The following is an 18,582-nucleotide window of genomic DNA, read 5'->3' as shown; positions in this document are numbered from 1 at the left end:
GACTGATGTCCCTGAAGAACGGCCTGTGCGCGGCCCTGCTGGTGAGCACATCCCTGACGGCTCAGGCGGACGCCGTGGCGGCGTTGAAAGCCTTTGTCGGTGAGGTCAAGAGCGCCAGCGCCCAGTTCAAGCAGACCGTCAATTCGCCCGACGGCAAGCGCAAAAAAGTGTCCGTGGGCAGCTTCGAGTTCCAGCGCCCCAACCAGTTTCGCTTTGCCTACAGCAAGCCTTTCGAACAGCTGATCGTCGGTGATGGACAGAAGGTGTGGATCTTCGATCCGGACCTGAATCAGGCCAGCTCGCGCCGTATGTCGCAGGCCTTGGGTGCCACGCCGGCGGCCCTGCTGGCGGGCGGCAATCTTGAGCGCGATTTCAGCCTCAAGGCCTTGCCCAGTGAGGGGGGACTGGACTGGGTCCAGGCCTTGCCGCGGCAGGCCGATGGCGGTTTCCAGTCGCTCAAGATCGGCTTCAAGGGCCGCGAATTGGCCGCGCTGGAAATCGTCGATGGCTTTGGGCAGCAGTCGCGCCTGGACTTCAGCGCCATGGCGACAAATGCGAACCTGCCGGCCGAGCGCTTTCGTTTTGTGTTGCCAGCCGGCGCGGATCTGGTCGAGCAATGAGGCCTGCGACCCGTCAGCCGCTGCAGGCTGGCTTGATTGAGTGTTGATGAACGATTCCCTGTTTCCTGAGAGTGAGCCGGTTCCGACGCGGACACCTGCCGCTGGGTCCTCGCAAGCGCAGTCTTCTTTGCATCCTCCGCTTGCTGAACGTTTGCGACCTCAGCATCTGGACGAGGTGATCGGCCAACGCCAGTTGCTCGGCCCCGGCATGCCCTTGCGAACCGCCTTTGAATCGGGGCGCCTGCATTCCATGATTCTTTGGGGGCCGCCCGGGGTCGGCAAGACCACGCTGGCGCGCCTGATGGCGCAGTCCTTCGAGGCGCAGTTCATCAGCATTTCGGCCGTCTTGGGTGGGGTCAAGGACATCCGTGATGCGGTCGAGCGGGCACTCAGCGTGTCGGCACAGGGGCGGCGCACCGTCTTGTTTGTTGACGAAGTCCACCGTTTCAATAAATCGCAGCAGGACGCGTTCTTACCGCATGTCGAGTCGGGCCTGTTCACGTTCATCGGTGCGACCACCGAGAACCCGTCTTTCGAGGTGAACTCGGCGCTGCTGTCGCGGGCCACCGTCCATGTGCTCAAGGCGCTGGATGAGCAGGATCTGCTGGATCTGGTGCAGCGCGGCACGCAGCTGCTGGCCTGTCCGCCGATCACGCCGGCTGCCGCCAAGCGCTTGGCCGGCTATGCCGACGGCGACGCACGGCGCCTGCTCAATGCCGTGGAATCGGTGGCTTCACTCGCGCCCGCAGGCATTGCCGAGATCGATGAGGTTGTGCTTGAGCGTGCCCTGGGCGAGCAACTGCGCCGTTATGACAAGGGCGGCGAGCAGTTCTACGACGTCATTTCGGCCCTGCACAAGTCCGTGCGCGGCTCAGACCCCGACGCCGCGCTGTACTGGTTCGCCCGCATGCTCGATGGCGGTGTCGATGCGCGCTATATCGCTCGCCGCCTGATCCGCATGGCCAGTGAAGACATCGGTCTGGCCGACCCGCGTGCGCTGCGCATCTGCCTCGATGCGGCAGAGACCTACGAGCGCCTGGGTTCGCCCGAGGGCGAGCTCACCCTGGCGCAAGCTTTGGTCTTCCTGGCCGTGGCACCGAAGTCCAATGCCGTCTACAGCGCTTACAAGGCGGTGCGTGCGTTCGTGAAAACCGACGCCAGCCGACCAGTTCCGCTGCATCTGCGCAACGCTCCGACCCGCTTGATGAGCGAGCTAGGCTATGGGCGCGAATACCGTTATGCCCATGACGAACCCGAAGGCTTTGCGGCCGGTGTGCATTACCTCCCGGACGGGTTGGAGGATCAACGCTTTTACGAGCCCGTTGGCCGGGGTTTGGAGTTGCGCATCGGCGAACGGCTGGCCGAGCTGCGGCGGCGCAATGAAGAAGCTCGCGGGGGCGACGAATGAGTCCCATTTGCCGAGGTTTTTTGCGGCCCGCGCTAGGGGTATTTACCAGCGAAGTCCGGCGGAAAGCGACTCCTACAATGACTTGCAGGCTGCAGGACTAGATGGCCAAGTGGGCCCGCCGACTTTGTGGCGGGCCTTTTTTTTGCTCGTCTTTCAGCACAACCAATGGGTGGGTCTGCGCGCGGCGTGGATCCCCAAACCGGAGAGGCTTCATGGAAACTTTTTTCCAGCAAATCATCAACGGGCTGGTGCTCGGGAGCATGTATGCGCTGGTGGCGCTGGGGTACACGATGGTGTACGGCATCATCAACCTGATCAATTTTGCGCACGGTGAGATTTTGATGGTGGGGGCGCTGGTGAGCTGGACGGTGATCAGCGCGCTGGGTGATTCCGGTCTGCCGGGCTGGGGGCTGATGTTGATCGGCCTGGCCTGCGCGGTGCTGGTGTGCACGACGCTGAATTTCGTGGTCGAGAAGGTGGCCTACCGGCCGCTGCGCAATGCGCCGCGCCTGGCGCCGCTGATCACGGCCATGGGCATGTCGCTGCTGCTGCAGACGCTGGCCATGATCATCTGGAAGCCCAATCCCAAGCCCTTCCCGCTGCTGCTGCCGACCACGCCCATTGATCTGGGCGGGCCGGTGATCACGGTCACGCAATGCGTGATCCTGGGGGCCACGGTGATGATTCTGGCCACGCTGATGTGGCTGGTGAATCACACGAAACTGGGCCGCGCGATGCGGGCCACGGCCGAGAACCCCAAGGTGGCGGGCCTGATGGGCGTGAAGCCCGACTTCATCATCTCGACCACCTTTGTGATCGGCGCCGCGCTGGCCGCGGTGGCCGGCCTGATGTGGGCGGCCAACTACGGCACGGTGCAGCACACCATGGGCTTCATGCCGGGCTTGAAGGCCTTCACGGCCGCGGTGCTGGGCGGCATCGGCAACCTGGCCGGGGCCATGGTGGGCGGCGTGCTGCTGGGCCTGATCGAGGCCATCGGCGCGGGTTATCTGGGTGACCTGACCGGTGGCGTGCTGGGCAGCCACTACGCCGACATCTTCGCCTTCGTGGCGCTGATCCTGGTGCTGACCTTGCGGCCCTCGGGCTTGCTGGGTGAGCGTGTCGCGGACCGAGCCTGATCGGGCCTGAGCGTCAAGGAGACTCCACATCATGCAAAAGAACAAACTCTTCGTCTTCCTGCTGGCGGCCCTGGGCCTGCTGGTGGTGCCGCTGATCGCGCAGCAGTTCGGCAACGGGCCGGTGCGCATCATCGACCTGGCCCTGCTCTACGTGATGCTGGCCCTGGGCCTGAACATCGTGGTGGGCTACGCCGGTCTGCTGGACCTGGGCTATGTCGCGTTCTACGCGGTCGGCGCCTATATGTTCGCGCTGCTCTCGAGCCCGCACCTGAGCGAGAACTTCGAGGCCTTCCGCATGGCCTTCCCCAATGGCCTGCACTCGCCGCTGTGGATCGTGATCCCGCTGGCGGCGGGCTTGGCGGCCTTCTTCGGCGTCATGCTGGGCGCGCCCACGCTGAAGCTGCGGGGCGACTACCTGGCCATCGTGACCCTGGGCTTCGGTGAAATCATCCGCGTGTTCCTGAACAATCTGGAGCACCCGGCCAACATCACCAACGGCCCGCGCGGCATCGGTCAGATCGACTCCATGCACTTCTTCGGCCTGGACCTGGGCAAGGGCACCGAGCTGTTCGGCTTCGCCATCCCCTCGGTGACGCTGTACTACTACCTGTTCCTGGTGCTGGTGGTGTTCAGCGTGCTGATCTGCTATCGCCTGGAGAACAGCCGCATCGGCCGCGCCTGGATGGCCATCCGTGAAGACGAAATCGCTGCCAAGGCCATGGGCATCAACACCCGCAACCTCAAGCTGCTGGCCTTCGGCATGGGCGCCACCTTCGGCGGCGTGGCCGGTTCCATGTTCGGCGCCTTCCAGGGCTTTGTGAGCCCCGAGTCCTTCAGCCTGCAAGAGAGCGTGATGATCGTGGCCATGGTGGTGCTGGGCGGCATCGGCCACATCCCCGGTGTCATCCTGGGCGCGCTGCTGCTGTCGGCCCTGCCCGAGGTGCTGCGCTACGCGGCCGGCCCGCTGCAGGAGATGACCGGCGGCCGCCTGGACGCCTCCATCCTGCGCCAGCTGCTGGTGGCCTTGGCCATGATCAGCATCATGCTGGTGCGTCCGCGTGGCCTGTGGCCGGCGCCCGAGCACGGCCGCGCCGCGCCGGTGCCGCAGAAGTGAACGCCGGGTCTGCAAAGGAAAACAAGCCATGACAAGCAACAACAACAGCAGTAGCAACAGCGCAGACGTGGTGCTCAAGGTCGCCGGTGTGTCCAAGCGCTTCGGCGGCTTGCAAGCCCTGGCCGATGTGGGCATCCAGATCAACAAGGGCCAGGTCTACGGCCTGATCGGCCCCAACGGCGCCGGCAAGACCACCTTCTTCAACGTCATCACCGGGCTCTACACCCCGGACGGCGGCACGTTCGAGCTGGGCGGCGCGCCGTACGCACCGACCGCGGTGCACGAGGTGGCCAAGACCGGCATCGCGCGCACCTTCCAGAACATCCGCCTCTTCGCTGAAATGACGGCGCTGGAGAACGTGATGGTGGGGCGGCATGTGCGCTCCGGCTCCGGCCTGATCGGCGCCATCTTCCGCACGCCCGGCTTCAAGGCCGAAGAAGCGGCGATCGCCAAGCGCGCCCAGGAACTGCTTGATTACGTGGGCATCGGCAAGTACGCCGAGTACAAGGCCCGCACGCTGAGCTACGGCGACCAACGCCGTTTGGAGATCGCGCGCGCCCTGGCCACCGACCCCAAGCTGATCGCGCTGGACGAGCCGGCCGCCGGCATGAACGCCACCGAGAAGGTGGTGCTCCGCGAGCTGATCGACCGCATCCGCAAGGACGGCCGCACCATCCTCTTGATCGAACACGATGTGAAGCTGGTGATGGGATTGTGCGACCGCGTCACGGTGCTGGACTACGGCCGGCAAATCGCCGAAGGCACGCCGTATGACGTGCAGCGCAACGAGAAGGTGATCGAAGCCTATCTGGGCGCGGGCCACACCAACCACTAATGGCAGAGGCCAGCGCGGAGTCACAGAAAGAACGCAAGGCCGAAAGGCCAGTGAATCTTCCAGTGACTCGGTGCGTGCAATCAAGGAATTGAAGACATGGCGACAAACATATTGCTCGAAGTGAGCGGACTCAAGGTGGCCTACGGTGGCATCCAGGCCGTCAAGGGCGTGAACTTTGAAGTGCGCGAGGGCGAACTGGTCAGCCTGATCGGCGCTAACGGAGCGGGCAAGACCACGACGCTCAAGGCCGTGACCGGCCTGCAGCCGGTGGCCGACGGCGACGTGAAGTACCTGGGCCAGAGCATCAAGGGCCAAGGTCCCTGGGACCTGGTCAAACAAGGCCTGGTGATGGTGCCGGAAGGGCGGGGCACCTTCACCCGCATGACCATCACCGAGAACCTGCAGATGGGCGCCTACCTGCGCAGCGACAAGGCCGGGATTGAGGCCGACATCGAGCGCATCTTCGGCATCTTCCCGCGCCTGAAGGAGCGCCGCGCCCAGCTGGCCGGCACCATGAGCGGCGGCGAGCAGCAGATGCTGGCCATGGGCCGGGCGCTGATGGCTAAGCCCAAGGTGCTGCTGCTGGACGAGCCCAGCATGGGTCTCTCCCCCATCATGGTGGACAAGATCTTCGAAGTGGTGAACGACATCCACAAGCAAGGCGTGACGGTGCTGCTGGTGGAGCAGAACGCGAGCCGGGCGCTGCAGCTGGCCAACCGGGGCTATGTGATGGAGTCGGGTCTGGTGACCATGACGGGCGAGGGGCTGGCCTTGCTCAACGACCCCAAGGTGCGGGCGGCTTATCTGGGCGAGTGAAGCGGGGCGGCCGCAGCCGCCGCGTTCTGTACAAAAACAAAAGAGACCCTAGGGTCTCTTTTTTTATTGGCAGGGCCTGGGTCCTCTCACATTTACTTGCGCTTCTTGCCAGCGGCCTTCGCAACAGGAGCCGGTGGTGGCGTTTGCGGTTCGCTCGGGGTGATGCCGATGCCGCCTTCCACGAGGGGCTCATTGACCTGGGCCATGGCCACCTGTTCGGCGTGCTGGCAGCCGTCCACCAATCGCTGCCCGATGCGGGTGTTCATCAGCATGGACTTGGCCGGAATCTGCAGCCAGACCACGCCGGCCTGCTTGTCCTCCAGTCGGACGGCGCCCGTCGTGGTGGGTTCCGGTGCCATGTTGTAGATGGTGCGGCCGAACTGCAGGCGGAAACGGCCCGGCTGCTCGGGGTGAGGTGTCACCGACACTTTGCTTTTGAATTCGCAGTTGGCTTCGCCTGCGTGCACATGGGGTGCTACCGCCAGTTGCTCTTCGCTCAAGGGGCTGTGATCCTCGGGGGCGATCTCGGGCGCTGCCGCCGGGGCGGTCGGCTTGATTTTGGCCGCCAGACGGTTGCGCGGCTTGGCGCTCTCCACGGCTGCCGACCAAGCGCTCGCGCTCAAGGCCACCAGTGCGCAGGCGATCACAGTCGATTTCAATGAGGTGTTCATGACAGTTGAGGCCTCTTGAGGCAGATGCATTCGGGATGCTTCTATTGTCGCTCCGCACCGAGGCGGCTGGGGTAATCGTTTGCCAGCAAATGCAAGCAGGGGTGCCTGCCTGCCGCCAGCTCTAAGCGGCGCCGTACTCGCCGGCAAAGTAGGCTTGGCGAGCCTCGATCGGCAAGGGCTGGCCGGTGCTGTGAGCGCGCTCGAGCACGTGCCAGAAATAGCGATAGCTGGCCCGGTCATGCAAGCTGTCGCGGTGCTGGATGGGCGCCCACTGTGCGGCTTGAGCGGCCTGGATGATCTCCAGTGCCTCGTCGAGCTCGGCAGCGCTGGGCGCAAAAGCATCGAGGATGGGTTGGATCTGGGCGGGGTGGATGCTCCACATGCGGGTGTAGCCGAACTCACGCGCCGCCCGGCTGGCGGCTTGCTGCAAGGCGGCGCTGTCCTTGAACTCGGTCACGACGCAATGCGATGGGGTCTTGGCATGGGCATGGGCTGCCGCGGCAATCTCCAACTTGGCACGTGCCACCAGCGGGTGGCTGAATTGGCCTTCGGCCGTCAGTGCGTGGCGGGGAATGGCACCGCGGTGGGCTGAAACGAAGTCCATGAGCCCGAAGGACAGCGATTCGATCCGAGGGTGGGCCGCGATCTGCGCGACATCACGCAGCGCCCCATGGGTTTCGATCAGGGTGTGCAAGGGCAGGGGCTTGGCGATGCCGTGGCGCAGCAAGCTCGCGTCGATGAAGTCACAGGCGCGTTGGAGATCGGCCGCGCTACGAGGCTTGGGGATCATCAAATAGGCCAGGCACTCGCCCGAGCCGGCCAGCAGGCCGTCGACATCGGCTTCAAACGCCGGGTGATCGAAAGGGTGGACGCGTGCCCCGACCCGGCCATGGCGGTTCAGGCTGCTGTTCAGCAGTTCGTTCACGCAGTGCACATGCTCGGCCTCGCCGCCGATGGGCGCGCCGTCCTCGCAGTCCAGGGTGATGTCGAACACTGGGCCCATCTCAGCCTGCAGCTCCAGGCTTTTGCGCATGCGTGCTTCGACGCCGCAGTAGTGGTCGACCACGGGTAGGCTGACGGCGCGATCTCCATCCTCGAACAAGGCCAGTTTGGGGTGCAGGGGCAGGGCGCTCATGGCAGTCGGACTCGATGTGCAGTTCAGGCAAATTGGTGGAAAAAAAGGGCCGGCATGAATGCCATGCCGGCCCGATTCTCAGTTCAAACAGCCCGCGCTGCGGGCTTCAGCGGCATCACAGCAGGTGCTTGACGCCGTCTTGTTCGGCCAGCAGTTCGTCCAGAGTCTTCTTGATGCACTCTTGCGAGAAGGCATCGATCTCCAGACCTTCGACGATCTTGTATTCGCCGCCTTCGCAGGTGACGGGATAGCCGAACATGACTTCCTTGGGGATGCCGTATTCGCCGTTCGAGGGGATGCCCATGGTGACCCACTTGCCTTGGGTGCCCAGGGCCCAGTCGCGCATGTGGTCGATGGCGGCGTTGGCGGCCGAGGCAGCCGAGGACAGGCCGCGGGCTTCGATGATGGCGGCTCCGCGCTTGCCCACGGTGGGCAAGAAGGTGTCCTTGTTCCAGACCTGGTCGTTGATCATGTCCTTGACCGAGGCGCCGTCGATGGTGGCGTAGCGGTAGTCGGCGTACATGGTCGGCGAGTGGTTGCCCCACACGGCCAGCTTCTCGATCGCGGCCACCGGCTTGCCGGTCTTGGCGGCGATCTGCGAAGCGGCGCGGTTGTGGTCCAGGCGCAGCATGGCGGTGAAGTTCTTGGCCGGCAGGTCCGGGGCCGACTTCATGGCGATGTAAGCGTTGGTGTTGGCGGGGTTGCCGACCACCAGCACCTTGACATTGCGCGAAGCCACGGCGTTCAGCGCCTTGCCCTGGGTCGTGAAGATCTGGCCGTTGATGGACAGCAGCTCGGCACGCTCCATGCCGGCCTTGCGTGGCATCGAGCCGACCAGCAGGGCGTAGTCGGTGTCCTTGAAGGCTTGCATCGGGTCGCTGTGGGCTTCAATGCCAACCAGCAGCGGGAACGCGCAGTCTTCCAACTCCATGATCACGCCCTTGAGCGCTTTTTGCGGGCCTTCGACCGGCACTTCCAGCAATTGCAGGATCACGGGCTGGTCTTTGCCCAGCATTTCGCCGGAGGCGATGCGGAACAGCAGGGCATAGCCAATTTGGCCGGCAGCGCCGGTGACGGCAACGCGAACGGGTTTCTTGCTCATGGAGTGACTCCGAAGGTTGGGATATAGAAACGAATCGGTACTGCAAAAAATTCGCTGGACGCTGCCCTGCGGTCGAGCCGCTTGCCTGAGCCGGCGGTGAACCAAGCCGGGCGCAGCGAGTGCGCGGCAAGTGTAGGACAGACTCCGGGCATTCCCCTATGCTGGGGCTCGGTCGAGTTGCAGATTGGCGTTGCAAAAGCGGGCTTTATGGTGAAAATCTGACAGTCTTGTGTCTTATACAAGACTTGAGTGCTCGGAAATGATGATCCGTCTGGACTCGGTCGCCTTGCCTGTGCTGCAATGCCGGCCATGCCCGTCAGCCCGCCTTCCAGCGTCATCACGAAAATGCGTTCGCCCGCCGACAAAGGCGGCGTGGCAGAGCTCGGCTCGGATGTCGCGGCCGGCGCCTCGCTCGGCCTCGGTTCGGCTGCGTTCAGTCCGCTCTACCGGCAGATCAAGGGCTTGCTGATCGGCCGTTTGCAGGCCGGGGAGTGGAAGGCCGGCGAGGCCATCCCGAGCGAGCTGGAGTTGGCGGCGCGTTTTGGCGTCAGCCAAGGCACCGTGCGCAAGGCCATTGACGAGATGGCAGCCGAGAATTTGTTGGTGCGGCGCCAGGGCAAGGGGACGTTTGTCAGCACCCATGCCGAACAGAAGCAGCAGTACCGTTTTTTGCGTTTGATGCCCGATGAGGGAAGCGAATCACTGGGGCGCCAATTGCTCGATTGCAAGCGCCTGCGTGCGCCGGCGGCCATCGCGCGCCAGCTGCAGCTGCGCACCGGCGACCCCATGCTTGAAGTGCGCCGCTTGCTGCATAGCAAGGGCGAGCCCGTGGTCCTGGATGACATCTGGTTGCCAGGGCAGCTGTTCAAAGGCCTCAGCAGCGAACTCTTGAACCAGCACCGCGGTCCGTTCTATGGCTTGTTCGAGACCGAGTTCGGTGTCCACATGATCCGTGCTCAGGAGAAGATCCGGGCGGTGCCCGCCGACGCTGAAAGCGCGGCCTTGCTGCAGGTCGCGCCTGGGACGCCCTTGCTCAGCGTGGAGCGCCTGTCATTCACCTATGGGGATAAACCGGTAGAGTTGCGCCGCGGCCTCTACAACACGGCCTCGCACTTCTACCGCAATGAGCTGAACTGAGTCTTGCAGCAGTGAATTGCCACTCTCTGCGTTGTGTCTGGCGCACTTGTTTCGGCAGCCCTCGTGCTGCATTGCAATAAACTCCCGTGGTTTCACGTTGATTACAAAGGTTGGGTATGACAGACGCCAGCAATTCAAAAGCAAAAAATCGACCGGTCTATCGCAACATCCATGTGACCGAGATCATCTCGTACCGTCTGCCGCCGGCCGGCATCGTGTCCATCCTGCACCGCATCAGCGGCCTGCTGATGTTCCTGCTTCTGCCCTTCATCATCTGGATGTTTGACGCCAGCGTCACTTCGGAAATCTCCTACGAGAGCTTCACCAACGCTTTTGTGGCCGGCATCGGCTTCGTGCCTGCCTGGTTCGTCAAGCTGACCGTGCTGGGCCTGATCTGGGGCTATCTGCACCACTTCATCGCCGGCGTGCGCCATCTGTGGATGGATGCCACCCACAGCGTCAGCAAGGAGCAGGGCCACAACTCGGCTGTCATCACACTGGCTTTGAGCGTGCTGCTGACCCTGTTGCTGGGCGCCAAGCTGTTCGGCCTGTACTGATCGATGGCCACCTAGGAAAGAAGAGACAAGCAATGAGTACTTTTGGCTCCAAACGCATCGTCGTCGGTGCGCATTACGGTCTGCGTGACTGGCTGGCACAACGTGTCACGGCCATTTTGATGGCTTTGTTCACGGTGGTCTTGCTGGTGCAGTTCCTGATGCCCGGCGAACTCGGATATGACCGCTGGGCGGGCATCTTCGCGCAGCAGTGGATGAAGGCCCTGACCTTTGTGGTCATCATTTCGCTGGCCTACCACGCGTGGGTCGGTGTTCGGGATATCTGGATGGACTATGTGAAGTCGGTCGCTGTGCGCCTGACTTTGCAAGTGGTCACGCTGGTGTGGTTGGTGGCTTGCGCCGGTTGGGCGATTCAAGTGCTGTGGAGACTGTGATGACGGTGGCGAACAACAAGACAATTCCCAAGCGCAAGTTTGATGTGGTGATCGTCGGAGCCGGTGGCTCGGGCATGCGCGCATCCTTGCAGCTCTCTCTGGCCGGCCTGAATGTGGCTGTGCTGTCCAAGGTCTTCCCGACCCGCTCGCACACCGTGGCCGCTCAAGGCGGCGTCAGCGCTTCGCTGGGCAATATGAGCGAAGACAACTGGCATTACCACTTCTTCGACACCGTCAAGGGTTCGGATTGGCTGGGTGACCAGGACGCGATCGAGTTCATGTGTCGCGAAGCGCCCAAGGTTGTGTACGAGCTTGAGCACTTCGGCATGCCCTTCGACCGCAACGCCGACGGCACCATCTACCAGCGCCCCTTCGGCGGCCACACTGCCAACTACGGCGAAAAGCCGGTGCAGCGTGCCTGCGCTGCGGCCGACCGTACCGGCCACGCCATGCTGCATACCCTGTACCAGCAGAACGTCAAGGCTAAGACGCAGTTCTTCGTCGAGTGGATGGCCCTGGACCTGATCAAGGACGAGGCCGGCGATGTGGTCGGTGTGACCGCGCTGGAAATGGAAACCGGCGAACTGCACATCATGGAGGCCAAAACCGTGTTGCTGGCCACCGGTGGTGCCGGCCGCATCTTCGCGGCCTCAACCAATGCCTTCATCAACACCGGCGACGGCTTGGGCATGGCGGCGCGTGCCGGCATCCCGCTGGAAGACATGGAGTTCTGGCAGTTCCACCCGACCGGCGTGGCCGGCGCGGGCGTGCTGCTGACCGAAGGCTGCCGCGGCGAAGGCGCGATCCTGCGCAACTGCAATGGCGAGCGCTTCATGGAGCGCTATGCGCCGACGCTGAAGGACCTGGCGCCGCGTGACTTCGTGTCTCGCTGCATGGACCAGGAGATCAAGGAAGGCCGTGGCTGTGGTCCGAACAAGGACTACATCGAGCTGGACATGACCCATCTCGGCGCCGAGACCATCATGAAGCGCCTGCCCTCGGTGTTCGAGATCGGCCACAACTTCGCCAACGTCGACATCACCAAGGAGTCCATCCCGGTGGTGCCGACCATCCACTATCAGATGGGTGGCATTCCGACCAATATCTATGGTCAGGTCGTGGCGCCCAAGGACGGCAATCCGAATGCGGTGGTCAACGGCCTGTACGCCGTGGGTGAGTGCGCTTGCGTCAGCGTGCACGGCGCCAACCGCCTGGGCACCAATTCGCTGCTGGACCTGCTGGTCTTCGGTCGCGCGGCCGGCAACCACATCGTCGAGTCGGGTCTGAAGCAGAAGTTGCACAAGGCGCTGCCGGCCGATGCTGGCGCGCAGTCGGTCGCTCGCCTGGAGCGCCTGGATAACAGCAGCTCGGGCGAGTATGCCCAGGATGTGGCCAATGACCTGCGCGCTGCCATGCAGCTGCACGCCGGTGTGTTCCGCACCCAGGAGTCGCTCAACGCCGGTGTGGGCAAGATCGCCGAGATCGCCGCCCGGGTGAAGAACATCACCCTGAAGGACAAGTCCAAGGTCTTCAACACGGCCCGTATCGAAGCGCTGGAAGTCGAGAACCTGATCGAGGCGGCGCAAGCCACCATCGTGTCGGCAGCGGCCCGCACCGAAAGCCGCGGCGCGCACACGGTCAATGACTACGGCGACACGCCCGAGCACCCGAACGGCCGCAATGACGCGCAGTGGATGAAGCACACGCTCTGGTATTCGGCCGGCAACCGCCTGGACTACAAGCCGGTCAATCTGAAGCCGCTGACGGTCGAGTCGATCCCCCCGAAGGTTCGTACCTTCTGATCGACTCCGCACCGACCACCTGCGACCCGAATATCAAGGACACCCCATGACCAAGCGTACCTTCCAGATCTACCGCTACGACCCGGACAAGGATGCCAAGCCCTATATGCAGACCCTCGAGGTCGAGCTGGACGGCTCCGAGCGCATGCTGCTGGACGCGCTGATGAAGCTCAAACAGGTCGACCCGACCCTGAGCTTCCGCCGTTCCTGCCGCGAAGGCGTGTGCGGCTCTGACGCCATGAACATCAACGGCAAGAATGGTCTGGCTTGCCTGACCAATATGCGCACCTTGCCAGGTGTTGTGGTGCTCAAGCCGCTGCCGGGCCTGCCGGTCGTGCGAGACCTGATCGTCGACATGACGCAGTTCTTCAAGCAGTACAACTCGATCAAGCCCTTCCTGATCAACGACACGCCGCTGCCCGACAAAGAGCGTCTGCAGTTCCCGGAAGAGCGCGACGAGCTGAACGGCCTGTACGAGTGCATCCTGTGCGCCAGCTGCTCGACCAGCTGCCCCAGCTTCTGGTGGAACCCCGACAAGTTCGTCGGCCCTGCCGGTCTGCTGCAGGCCTACCGCTTCATCGCCGACAGCCGCGACCAGGCCACGGCCGAGCGTCTGGATAACTTGGAAGATCCGTACCGCCTCTTCCGTTGCCACACCATCATGAACTGCGTCGATGTCTGCCCCAAGGGTCTGAACCCCACCAAGGCCATTGGCAAGATCAAGGAAATGATGGTGCGCCGCGCTGTCTGACGCGCCTGCACCCGCCCTGGCCATGAGCACAGCAGCTGCCATCACCCCTGCGCCGAGCGCGCTGATCGACGAACGCGCTCTGTCCAAGCTGCGCTGGCGTTGCCGGCGCGGTTTGTTGGAGAACGATCTCCTGATCGAACGCTTCTTCAACACTTACGCGGACAGCCTGACCGAAGCGCAAGCACAAGGGTTGCTGGATTTGATGGATTTGTCCGATAACGATCTGTTGGATCTGCTGCTGCGCCGCAAGGAGCCCGAAGGCGACTTGCTGCGCCCCGATGTTGAAGAAGTCCTGAGTCTCATCAGGACTGCCCCGTAAAAGTTTTCCCAAGAAGTCAAAGGACCTGCTCATGACACCGTCTGACGTCAAAGCCACTCTGTCGTTCTCCGACGGCAGCCCGCAAATGGACCTGCCCATTTACAAGGGTTCGGTCGGCCCGGATGTGATCGACATCCGCAAGCTGTACGCGCAGACGGGCAAGTTCACCTACGACCCGGGCTTCCTGTCCACGGCTTCGTGCAACTCCACCATCACCTATATCGACGGTGACAAGGGCGAGCTGCTGTACCGCGGCTACCCGATCGAGCAGCTGGCCGTCAATTGCGATTACCTCGAGACCTGCTATCTGCTGCTCTACGGAGAGCTGCCGAACGAGACGCAGAAGGGCGATTTCGAGAACCGCGTCATGCACCACACCATGGTGAATGAGCAGATGCAGTTCTTCCTGCGCGGCTTCCGCCGCGACGCGCACCCGATGGCCGTGATGACTGGCTTGGTGGGCGCGATGTCGGCCTTCTATCACGACAGCACCGACATCAACAACCCCGAGCATCGTGAGATCGCGGCCATTCGCCTGATCGCCAAGATGCCGACCCTGGTGGCCATGGCCTACAAGTACACCATCGGTCAGCCCTACATCTACCCGAAGAACGACCTCAGCTACGCCGGCAACTTCATGCGCATGATGTTCGCCACGCCTTGCGAGGAGTACAAGCCCAATGAGGTGCTGGTGCGTGCCATGGACCGCATCTTCACCCTGCACGCCGACCACGAGCAAAACGCCTCGACCTCGACCGTGCGTCTGTGCGGTTCGTCGGGTACCAATCCGTTTGCTGCCATCGCCGCCGGCGTGGCCTGCTTGTGGGGCCCAGCCCACGGCGGCGCCAACGAGGCCTGCCTGAACATGCTGGGTGACATCCAAAAGCAAGGTGGCGTCGACAAGATCGGTGACTTCATCAAGCAGGTCAAGGACAAGAACTCCGGCGTCAAGCTGATGGGCTTCGGTCACCGTGTCTACAAGAACTACGACCCGCGCGCCAAGCTGATGCGCGAAACCTGCTACGAAGTTCTGGGCGAGCTGGGTCTGCAAGACGACCCGCTGTTCGAGCTGGCCATGAAGCTGGAAAAGATCGCGCTGGAAGACGAGTACTTCGTCGCTCGCAAGCTCTACCCGAACGTCGACTTCTACTCCGGCATCGTGCAGCGTGCCATCGGTATCCCCGTGCCGCTGTTCACCGCCATCTTCGCCCTGGCTCGTACGGTCGGCTGGATTGCCCAGTTGAACGAAATGATCGGCGATCCGGAGTACAAGATCGGCCGTCCGCGTCAGCTCTTCGTCGGCGCCAACTCGCGCAACGTCAAGCCAATCGGCGAGCGTTGATTGCCGCCTGCGGTCCGGGTTGATCCCGGTCCGTTGGCCTGCTGATGCAGGCCACAATGCAGCCCCTGCCGGCCGACGGTCGCAGGGGCTGTATTCATTTGCGCCGGTATCGCCTGAGGTGCGGGCGGAGGAAGGAAGTCGACCCCGATCGATCGTCGATCGGGCTCGGTTTGTGCGCTCAAACCCTGCTTTGCGCAAATTCCCAATTTGCATGTGCGCAGAACGCCGCTTGCATCGGCTATGCTTCGGCCTGGTTGGCAAACGTTTGCCAGCCCCAATAAGTCACATCAAAAGAGAGATGGCTCGGTTTCTGGCATTTTGGTGCTGAAGTCAGAGTCGTCCGTCAGCGAGACCGTGCGAGTGTTGATCCTGTGAGCACCATCAAAGATGTCGCAGCCCTGGCCGGGGTGTCCTTCACCACCGTGTCCCATGTGCTGAACGAGACCCGCCCGGTCAGTGCCGATGCGCGCCGGCGTGTCTTGGCCGCAGTCGAGGAAATTGGCTACCTGCCCAGCGCGGTGGCGCGGTCCTTGCGCAAGAGCGAAACCAAGATCGTCGGCGTGCTGGTGCCCAATGTGCAGAACCCCTTCTTCGCCGAGCTGGTCTGCGGCGTCGAGGAATGCTGCCGCCTGGCCGGCTACTCGGTGTTTCTGTGCAACTCGGACAACGATCCCAAGCGCCAGCAGCAGTACATGCGCACCCTGCTGGAGAAGCGTGTCGACGGCCTGCTGCTGTCCTCGGCCGGTGACGACGAAGCCTTAGCGCGCATCTTCAAGCTGGCCAGCGTGCCCTCGGTGACGGTGGACCGTCTGGTGCCAGGCGCCCGTGCCGACCGGGTGTCGGTGCACAACCAACAAGGCGCCTACAAGGCCGTGCGTCATCTGATCGAGCTCGGCCACCGCCGCATCGCCTGCATCAGCGGCCCGGCCGAGTTTGAAGTGGCGCGCGAGCGGATCGAGGGCTGGCGCCGTGCCCTGCATGAAGCGGGCATCACGCCGGACGAGCGCTGGGTGATCGAGAGTGATTTCAGCAGCCCCGGCGGCTACGACGCTGCGCGGCGCCTGCTGATGGCTCAAGCCCAGCCAGCGCTTGGCGCAGACGCGCCCTTCACCGGCATCTTCGCCAGCAACGACATGATGGCCGTCGGTGCCTTGCGCGCCGCCGCCGAGTTGGGTCTGCGCGTGCCGCAGCAGCTCTCGGTGGTCGGTTTCGATGACATCGAACTCAGCCGCTATGTCTTTCCGGCGCTGACCACGGTGGGCTGCTCCATAAAAGAGCTGGGTCATGAGGCCGGCCGCGTGCTGATCGAGCGCATCGAAAATCCGGGCGCCGCCCTGAAAGATGTTTTGTTGACCCCCCGTCTGGTCGTGCGCGAGAGCACGGCTGCCCCCGACGCGGCGCTGGTTGCCCCCTGATTTTGAAATCGGTAGAACACAAGATGACAGCAGCACGCAGCGTGACCGTGGTCGGCAGCCTCAATATCGACATGCTGGCGCATTCCGAGCGCCTGCCCGAGCCGGGTGAAACCTTGGTGGGCGAGCGCTTTGTGATGACCCCGGGCGGCAAGGGCGCCAACCAGGCCGTGGCCGCCGCCCGCTTGGGCGCATGCACGGCTTTCTTGTCCCGCGTGGGCACGCGCCAATACGGCGGCGATTTGCTGCAGGCGCTGGAAGGTGAGGGCATCGATTGCCGCGCTGTGCACCGCGACCCCGAAGCTTTGCCAGGCATCGCCGTCATCATGGTGGCCAGCCGCGACGGTGAGAACGCCATCGTTTACGTGCCGGGCAGCAATGCCCAGCTGAGCACCACCGATGTGCAGGCAGCTCGGGCGCAGTTGCAAGCCAGCGCCGTGGTGGTGGCTCAACTGGAGGTGCCGGTGCCGGCCATTCTGGCGGCCTTCGAGATTGCGCGTGCGGCCGGTGCCATCACGGTGCTCAATGCCGCGCCGGCCCTCACCGTGCCGGCCGAGTTGCTGGCGCTCAGCGACTGGCTGGTGGTCAATGAGACGGAGGCTTTGCTGATGGCTGCAGGCGATGCCTCGCTCGATGTCGCCGCCGCGGCTGAGTGCCTGCGTGGCCGTGGCCCGGCTCAGGTGCTGGTGTCCCTGGGCGCCAAGGGCGCTCTGCTTTGCAATGCTGAGGGTCAGGTCTTGCTGCCGGCCCAAGCGGTCAAGGCGGTGGAGACCGTCGGCGCCGGTGACACCCTGGTCGGCGGCTTGGCCGCAGCCTTGGCCGAAGGGCAGGGCGCGCAAGCGGCCGTTCGCCTCGGGCAAGCCGCTGCCGCGCTGGCGGTCAGCCGCCCCGGCGTGCAAGATGCCATGCCGCGCCGAGCCGAATTGGGCGCCGCGTTTGCGCCGCTCTGAACGAATCAACGATGGACGGGGAGTCTTCGGTTCCCCCGAGTTTTTGGAAGCAGTACCGCCATGACTGACCACTCGCACCGCCCTCGCTCGGTGATTTTCGATACTGACCCCGGCATTGACGACGCCATGGCGCTGTTCCTGCTGGCCCGTCATCCGGCCTTGAAGCTGCGCGCCGTGACCTCGGTGTTCGGCAATGCCTCGATCGAGGTGACCACGCGCAATGCGCGCGCGCTCTGCGCCTTTTACGGCCAACCGGTGCCCGTCGCCGCCGGCGCTGCTGGCCCTTTGTTCGCGCATGCCGCGCGGCCGCATTCCACCCATGTCCATGGCGAAGACGGCCTGGGCGGCCGTGCCGAACTGGCCTTGGCCGAGCAAGACCTGGCCCCGCTGGACCCGCGCCCCGCGCATGAGCTGATCTGCGACATGGTCAATGCCGAGCCGGGCGAGATCACCTTGATCGCCGTCGGCCCCATGACCAATCTGGCACTGGCCCTGCAGCATGACCCCGGCATCGCCGCCAAGGTGGCCCAGGTCATCATCATGGGCGGCGCTTTTGGCACGAACGGCCACAGCGGCAATGTCACGCCCGTGGCTGAAGCCAACATCATCAACGACCCCGAGGCGGCCGATCAGGTGCTGGCCGCGCCCTGGCCGGTGGTGGTGGTCGGGCTGGACGTGACCCACGCGGTGGTGATGCAGGAGGCTTATCTCGATGGCCTGCGCGGCCGGGGCGGGCAGGGCGCTGCGGTGGGCGAGTTCCTCTGGCAGGCCACCCGCCACTACCAGGACTTTTATCACAGCGTGGCCGGCATCGAGGGCATCTACGGCCACGACGCCAGCGCGATTGCCTATGCCATCGACCCCAGCCTGTTCACCCTGCGCGCCGGCCCGGTGCGGGTGGTGACCGAGGGCCTGGCCGTGGGCCAGACCATCCAGAACACCCGGCCCGCGGCCAGCCTGACGGCGCCCTGGGACCAGTGCCCTGCGCAGCAGGTCTGCGTGGCCGTCGATGGCCCGCGACTTCTGGCGCTTTTTGAGCAGGTGTTTGACCCATCGTTCGATCGCCCGGCCGCCTAAAGTCTG

General features: G+C 63.8%; 19 protein-coding genes. 16 read left to right on the top strand and 3 right to left on the bottom strand.

Annotated elements, in window-relative coordinates; genetic code table 11:
* Window positions 1-5 precede the first annotated feature (5 nt).
* The 6 genes from lolA (at window position 6) to ACQY39_RS16935 (ending at window position 5,929) form a co-directional block, all read left to right on the top strand.
* A complete protein-coding gene (lolA, locus tag ACQY39_RS16960; RefSeq protein ID WP_428508179.1) occupies window positions 6-620 on the top strand; it encodes an outer membrane lipoprotein chaperone LolA in 615 nt (204 codons plus the stop codon).
* Window positions 621-666: 46 nt separating this feature from the next.
* A complete protein-coding gene (locus tag ACQY39_RS16955; protein ID WP_428508177.1) occupies window positions 667-2,028 on the top strand; it encodes a replication-associated recombination protein A in 1,362 nt (453 codons plus the stop codon).
* A gap of 212 nt (window positions 2,029-2,240) precedes the next feature.
* Complete coding sequence (locus ACQY39_RS16950) at window positions 2,241-3,164, top strand: branched-chain amino acid ABC transporter permease (protein WP_428507919.1); 924 nt, start codon at window positions 2,241-2,243, stop codon at window positions 3,162-3,164.
* Window positions 3,165-3,195: 31 nt separating this feature from the next.
* A complete protein-coding gene (locus ACQY39_RS16945) occupies window positions 3,196-4,278 on the top strand; it encodes an ABC transporter permease subunit (protein WP_263521065.1) in 1,083 nt (360 codons plus the stop codon).
* Window positions 4,279-4,306: 28 nt separating this feature from the next.
* Window positions 4,307-5,113, top strand: a complete 807-nt coding sequence (locus tag ACQY39_RS16940) for an ABC transporter ATP-binding protein (protein WP_428508175.1) — start codon at window positions 4,307-4,309, stop codon at window positions 5,111-5,113.
* Between the two features lie 96 nt (window positions 5,114-5,209).
* The gene (locus ACQY39_RS16935) at window positions 5,210-5,929 is read left to right on the top strand and encodes an ABC transporter ATP-binding protein (protein ID WP_428507915.1); all 720 of its coding nucleotides are present in this window, start codon (window positions 5,210-5,212) and stop codon (window positions 5,927-5,929) included.
* A gap of 92 nt (window positions 5,930-6,021) precedes the next feature.
* On the opposite strand, the gene ACQY39_RS16930 is transcribed toward ACQY39_RS16935, so the two are convergent.
* From ACQY39_RS16930 to ACQY39_RS16920, 3 genes are all read right to left on the bottom strand, one after another.
* Complete coding sequence (locus ACQY39_RS16930) at window positions 6,022-6,600, bottom strand: hypothetical protein (protein WP_428508173.1); 579 nt, start codon at window positions 6,598-6,600, stop codon at window positions 6,022-6,024.
* 121 nt (window positions 6,601-6,721) lie between these two features.
* Window positions 6,722-7,735 carry an HpcH/HpaI aldolase/citrate lyase family protein gene (locus ACQY39_RS16925; RefSeq protein ID WP_428508171.1) on the bottom strand — a complete coding sequence of 338 codons (1,014 nt, stop codon included), beginning with the start codon at window positions 7,733-7,735 and terminating at the stop codon, window positions 6,722-6,724.
* 115 nt (window positions 7,736-7,850) lie between these two features.
* Window positions 7,851-8,837 carry a malate dehydrogenase gene (locus tag ACQY39_RS16920; RefSeq protein ID WP_263565106.1) on the bottom strand — a complete coding sequence of 329 codons (987 nt, stop codon included), beginning with the start codon at window positions 8,835-8,837 and terminating at the stop codon, window positions 7,851-7,853.
* 309 nt (window positions 8,838-9,146) lie between these two features.
* Here ACQY39_RS16920 and ACQY39_RS16915 point away from each other — a divergent pair, with 309 nt between their 5' ends.
* The 10 genes from ACQY39_RS16915 (at window position 9,147) to ACQY39_RS16870 (ending at window position 18,576) form a co-directional block, all read left to right on the top strand.
* Window positions 9,147-9,974: a GntR family transcriptional regulator gene (locus tag ACQY39_RS16915; protein WP_411970006.1), complete on the top strand. Its 828-nt coding sequence runs from the start codon at window positions 9,147-9,149 to the stop codon at window positions 9,972-9,974.
* A 116-nt stretch (window positions 9,975-10,090) separates the two neighbouring features.
* On the top strand, window positions 10,091-10,531 hold the full coding sequence (sdhC, locus tag ACQY39_RS16910) for a succinate dehydrogenase, cytochrome b556 subunit (RefSeq protein ID WP_263520027.1): 441 nt from the start codon (window positions 10,091-10,093) through the stop codon (window positions 10,529-10,531).
* A 32-nt stretch (window positions 10,532-10,563) separates the two neighbouring features.
* On the top strand, window positions 10,564-10,923 hold the full coding sequence (gene sdhD / locus ACQY39_RS16905; RefSeq protein ID WP_428508168.1) for a succinate dehydrogenase, hydrophobic membrane anchor protein: 360 nt from the start codon (window positions 10,564-10,566) through the stop codon (window positions 10,921-10,923).
* Window positions 10,923-12,725, top strand: a complete 1,803-nt coding sequence (gene sdhA, locus ACQY39_RS16900) for a succinate dehydrogenase flavoprotein subunit (protein ID WP_428508166.1) — start codon at window positions 10,923-10,925, stop codon at window positions 12,723-12,725. Before sdhD ends, sdhA begins: the two co-directional genes overlap by 1 nt.
* Before the next feature lie 46 nt (window positions 12,726-12,771).
* Window positions 12,772-13,476: a succinate dehydrogenase iron-sulfur subunit gene (locus ACQY39_RS16895; protein WP_263520031.1), complete on the top strand. Its 705-nt coding sequence runs from the start codon at window positions 12,772-12,774 to the stop codon at window positions 13,474-13,476.
* A gap of 22 nt (window positions 13,477-13,498) precedes the next feature.
* A complete protein-coding gene (locus ACQY39_RS16890; protein ID WP_428508164.1) occupies window positions 13,499-13,795 on the top strand; it encodes a succinate dehydrogenase assembly factor 2 in 297 nt (98 codons plus the stop codon).
* A 31-nt stretch (window positions 13,796-13,826) separates the two neighbouring features.
* A complete protein-coding gene (gene gltA / locus ACQY39_RS16885) occupies window positions 13,827-15,137 on the top strand; it encodes a citrate synthase (protein WP_428508162.1) in 1,311 nt (436 codons plus the stop codon).
* Window positions 15,138-15,508: 371 nt separating this feature from the next.
* Complete coding sequence (locus tag ACQY39_RS16880) at window positions 15,509-16,552, top strand: LacI family DNA-binding transcriptional regulator (protein ID WP_428508160.1); 1,044 nt, start codon at window positions 15,509-15,511, stop codon at window positions 16,550-16,552.
* Window positions 16,553-16,575: 23 nt separating this feature from the next.
* Window positions 16,576-17,499, top strand: a complete 924-nt coding sequence (locus tag ACQY39_RS16875; protein WP_428508158.1) for a ribokinase — start codon at window positions 16,576-16,578, stop codon at window positions 17,497-17,499.
* A gap of 60 nt (window positions 17,500-17,559) precedes the next feature.
* Window positions 17,560-18,576, top strand: coding sequence for a nucleoside hydrolase (locus ACQY39_RS16870; protein WP_428508156.1), 1,017 nt, complete (start codon window positions 17,560-17,562; stop codon window positions 18,574-18,576).
* The last annotated feature ends 6 nt before the right edge of the window (window positions 18,577-18,582 follow it).

Source organism: Roseateles sp., assembly GCF_965262435.1.
In the GTDB taxonomy this organism is placed as follows: Bacteria; Pseudomonadota; Gammaproteobacteria; order Burkholderiales; family Burkholderiaceae_C; genus Paucibacter_A.
Note: the sequence above shows the minus strand (reverse complement) of the source record. Positions and strands in the feature narration are given on the sequence as shown.

Bases quoted from the DNA above. Each gene is read 5' to 3' on its own strand.
- lolA (WP_428508179.1), top strand. From the start codon at position 6: ATGTCCCTGAAGAACGGCCTGTGCGCGGCCCTGCTGGTGAGCACATCC.
- ACQY39_RS16875 (WP_428508158.1), top strand. From the start codon at position 16,576: ATGACAGCAGCACGCAGCGTGACCGTGGTCGGCAGCCTCAATATCGAC.
- ACQY39_RS16945 (WP_263521065.1), top strand. From the start codon at position 3,196: ATGCAAAAGAACAAACTCTTCGTCTTCCTGCTGGCGGCCCTGGGCCTG.
- ACQY39_RS16935 (WP_428507915.1), top strand. From the start codon at position 5,210: ATGGCGACAAACATATTGCTCGAAGTGAGCGGACTCAAGGTGGCCTAC.
- sdhA (WP_428508166.1), top strand. From the start codon at position 10,923: ATGACGGTGGCGAACAACAAGACAATTCCCAAGCGCAAGTTTGATGTG.
- ACQY39_RS16890 (WP_428508164.1), top strand. From the start codon at position 13,499: ATGAGCACAGCAGCTGCCATCACCCCTGCGCCGAGCGCGCTGATCGAC.
- ACQY39_RS16955 (WP_428508177.1), top strand. From the start codon at position 667: ATGAACGATTCCCTGTTTCCTGAGAGTGAGCCGGTTCCGACGCGGACA.
- ACQY39_RS16915 (WP_411970006.1), top strand. From the start codon at position 9,147: ATGCCCGTCAGCCCGCCTTCCAGCGTCATCACGAAAATGCGTTCGCCC.
- ACQY39_RS16895 (WP_263520031.1), top strand. From the start codon at position 12,772: ATGACCAAGCGTACCTTCCAGATCTACCGCTACGACCCGGACAAGGAT.
- ACQY39_RS16920 (WP_263565106.1), bottom strand. From the start codon at position 8,837: ATGAGCAAGAAACCCGTTCGCGTTGCCGTCACCGGCGCTGCCGGCCAA.
- ACQY39_RS16940 (WP_428508175.1), top strand. From the start codon at position 4,307: ATGACAAGCAACAACAACAGCAGTAGCAACAGCGCAGACGTGGTGCTC.
- sdhD (WP_428508168.1), top strand. From the start codon at position 10,564: ATGAGTACTTTTGGCTCCAAACGCATCGTCGTCGGTGCGCATTACGGT.
- sdhC (WP_263520027.1), top strand. From the start codon at position 10,091: ATGACAGACGCCAGCAATTCAAAAGCAAAAAATCGACCGGTCTATCGC.
- gltA (WP_428508162.1), top strand. From the start codon at position 13,827: ATGACACCGTCTGACGTCAAAGCCACTCTGTCGTTCTCCGACGGCAGC.
- ACQY39_RS16930 (WP_428508173.1), bottom strand. From the start codon at position 6,600: ATGAACACCTCATTGAAATCGACTGTGATCGCCTGCGCACTGGTGGCC.
- ACQY39_RS16950 (WP_428507919.1), top strand. From the start codon at position 2,241: ATGGAAACTTTTTTCCAGCAAATCATCAACGGGCTGGTGCTCGGGAGC.
- ACQY39_RS16870 (WP_428508156.1), top strand. From the start codon at position 17,560: ATGACTGACCACTCGCACCGCCCTCGCTCGGTGATTTTCGATACTGAC.
- ACQY39_RS16925 (WP_428508171.1), bottom strand. From the start codon at position 7,735: ATGAGCGCCCTGCCCCTGCACCCCAAACTGGCCTTGTTCGAGGATGGA.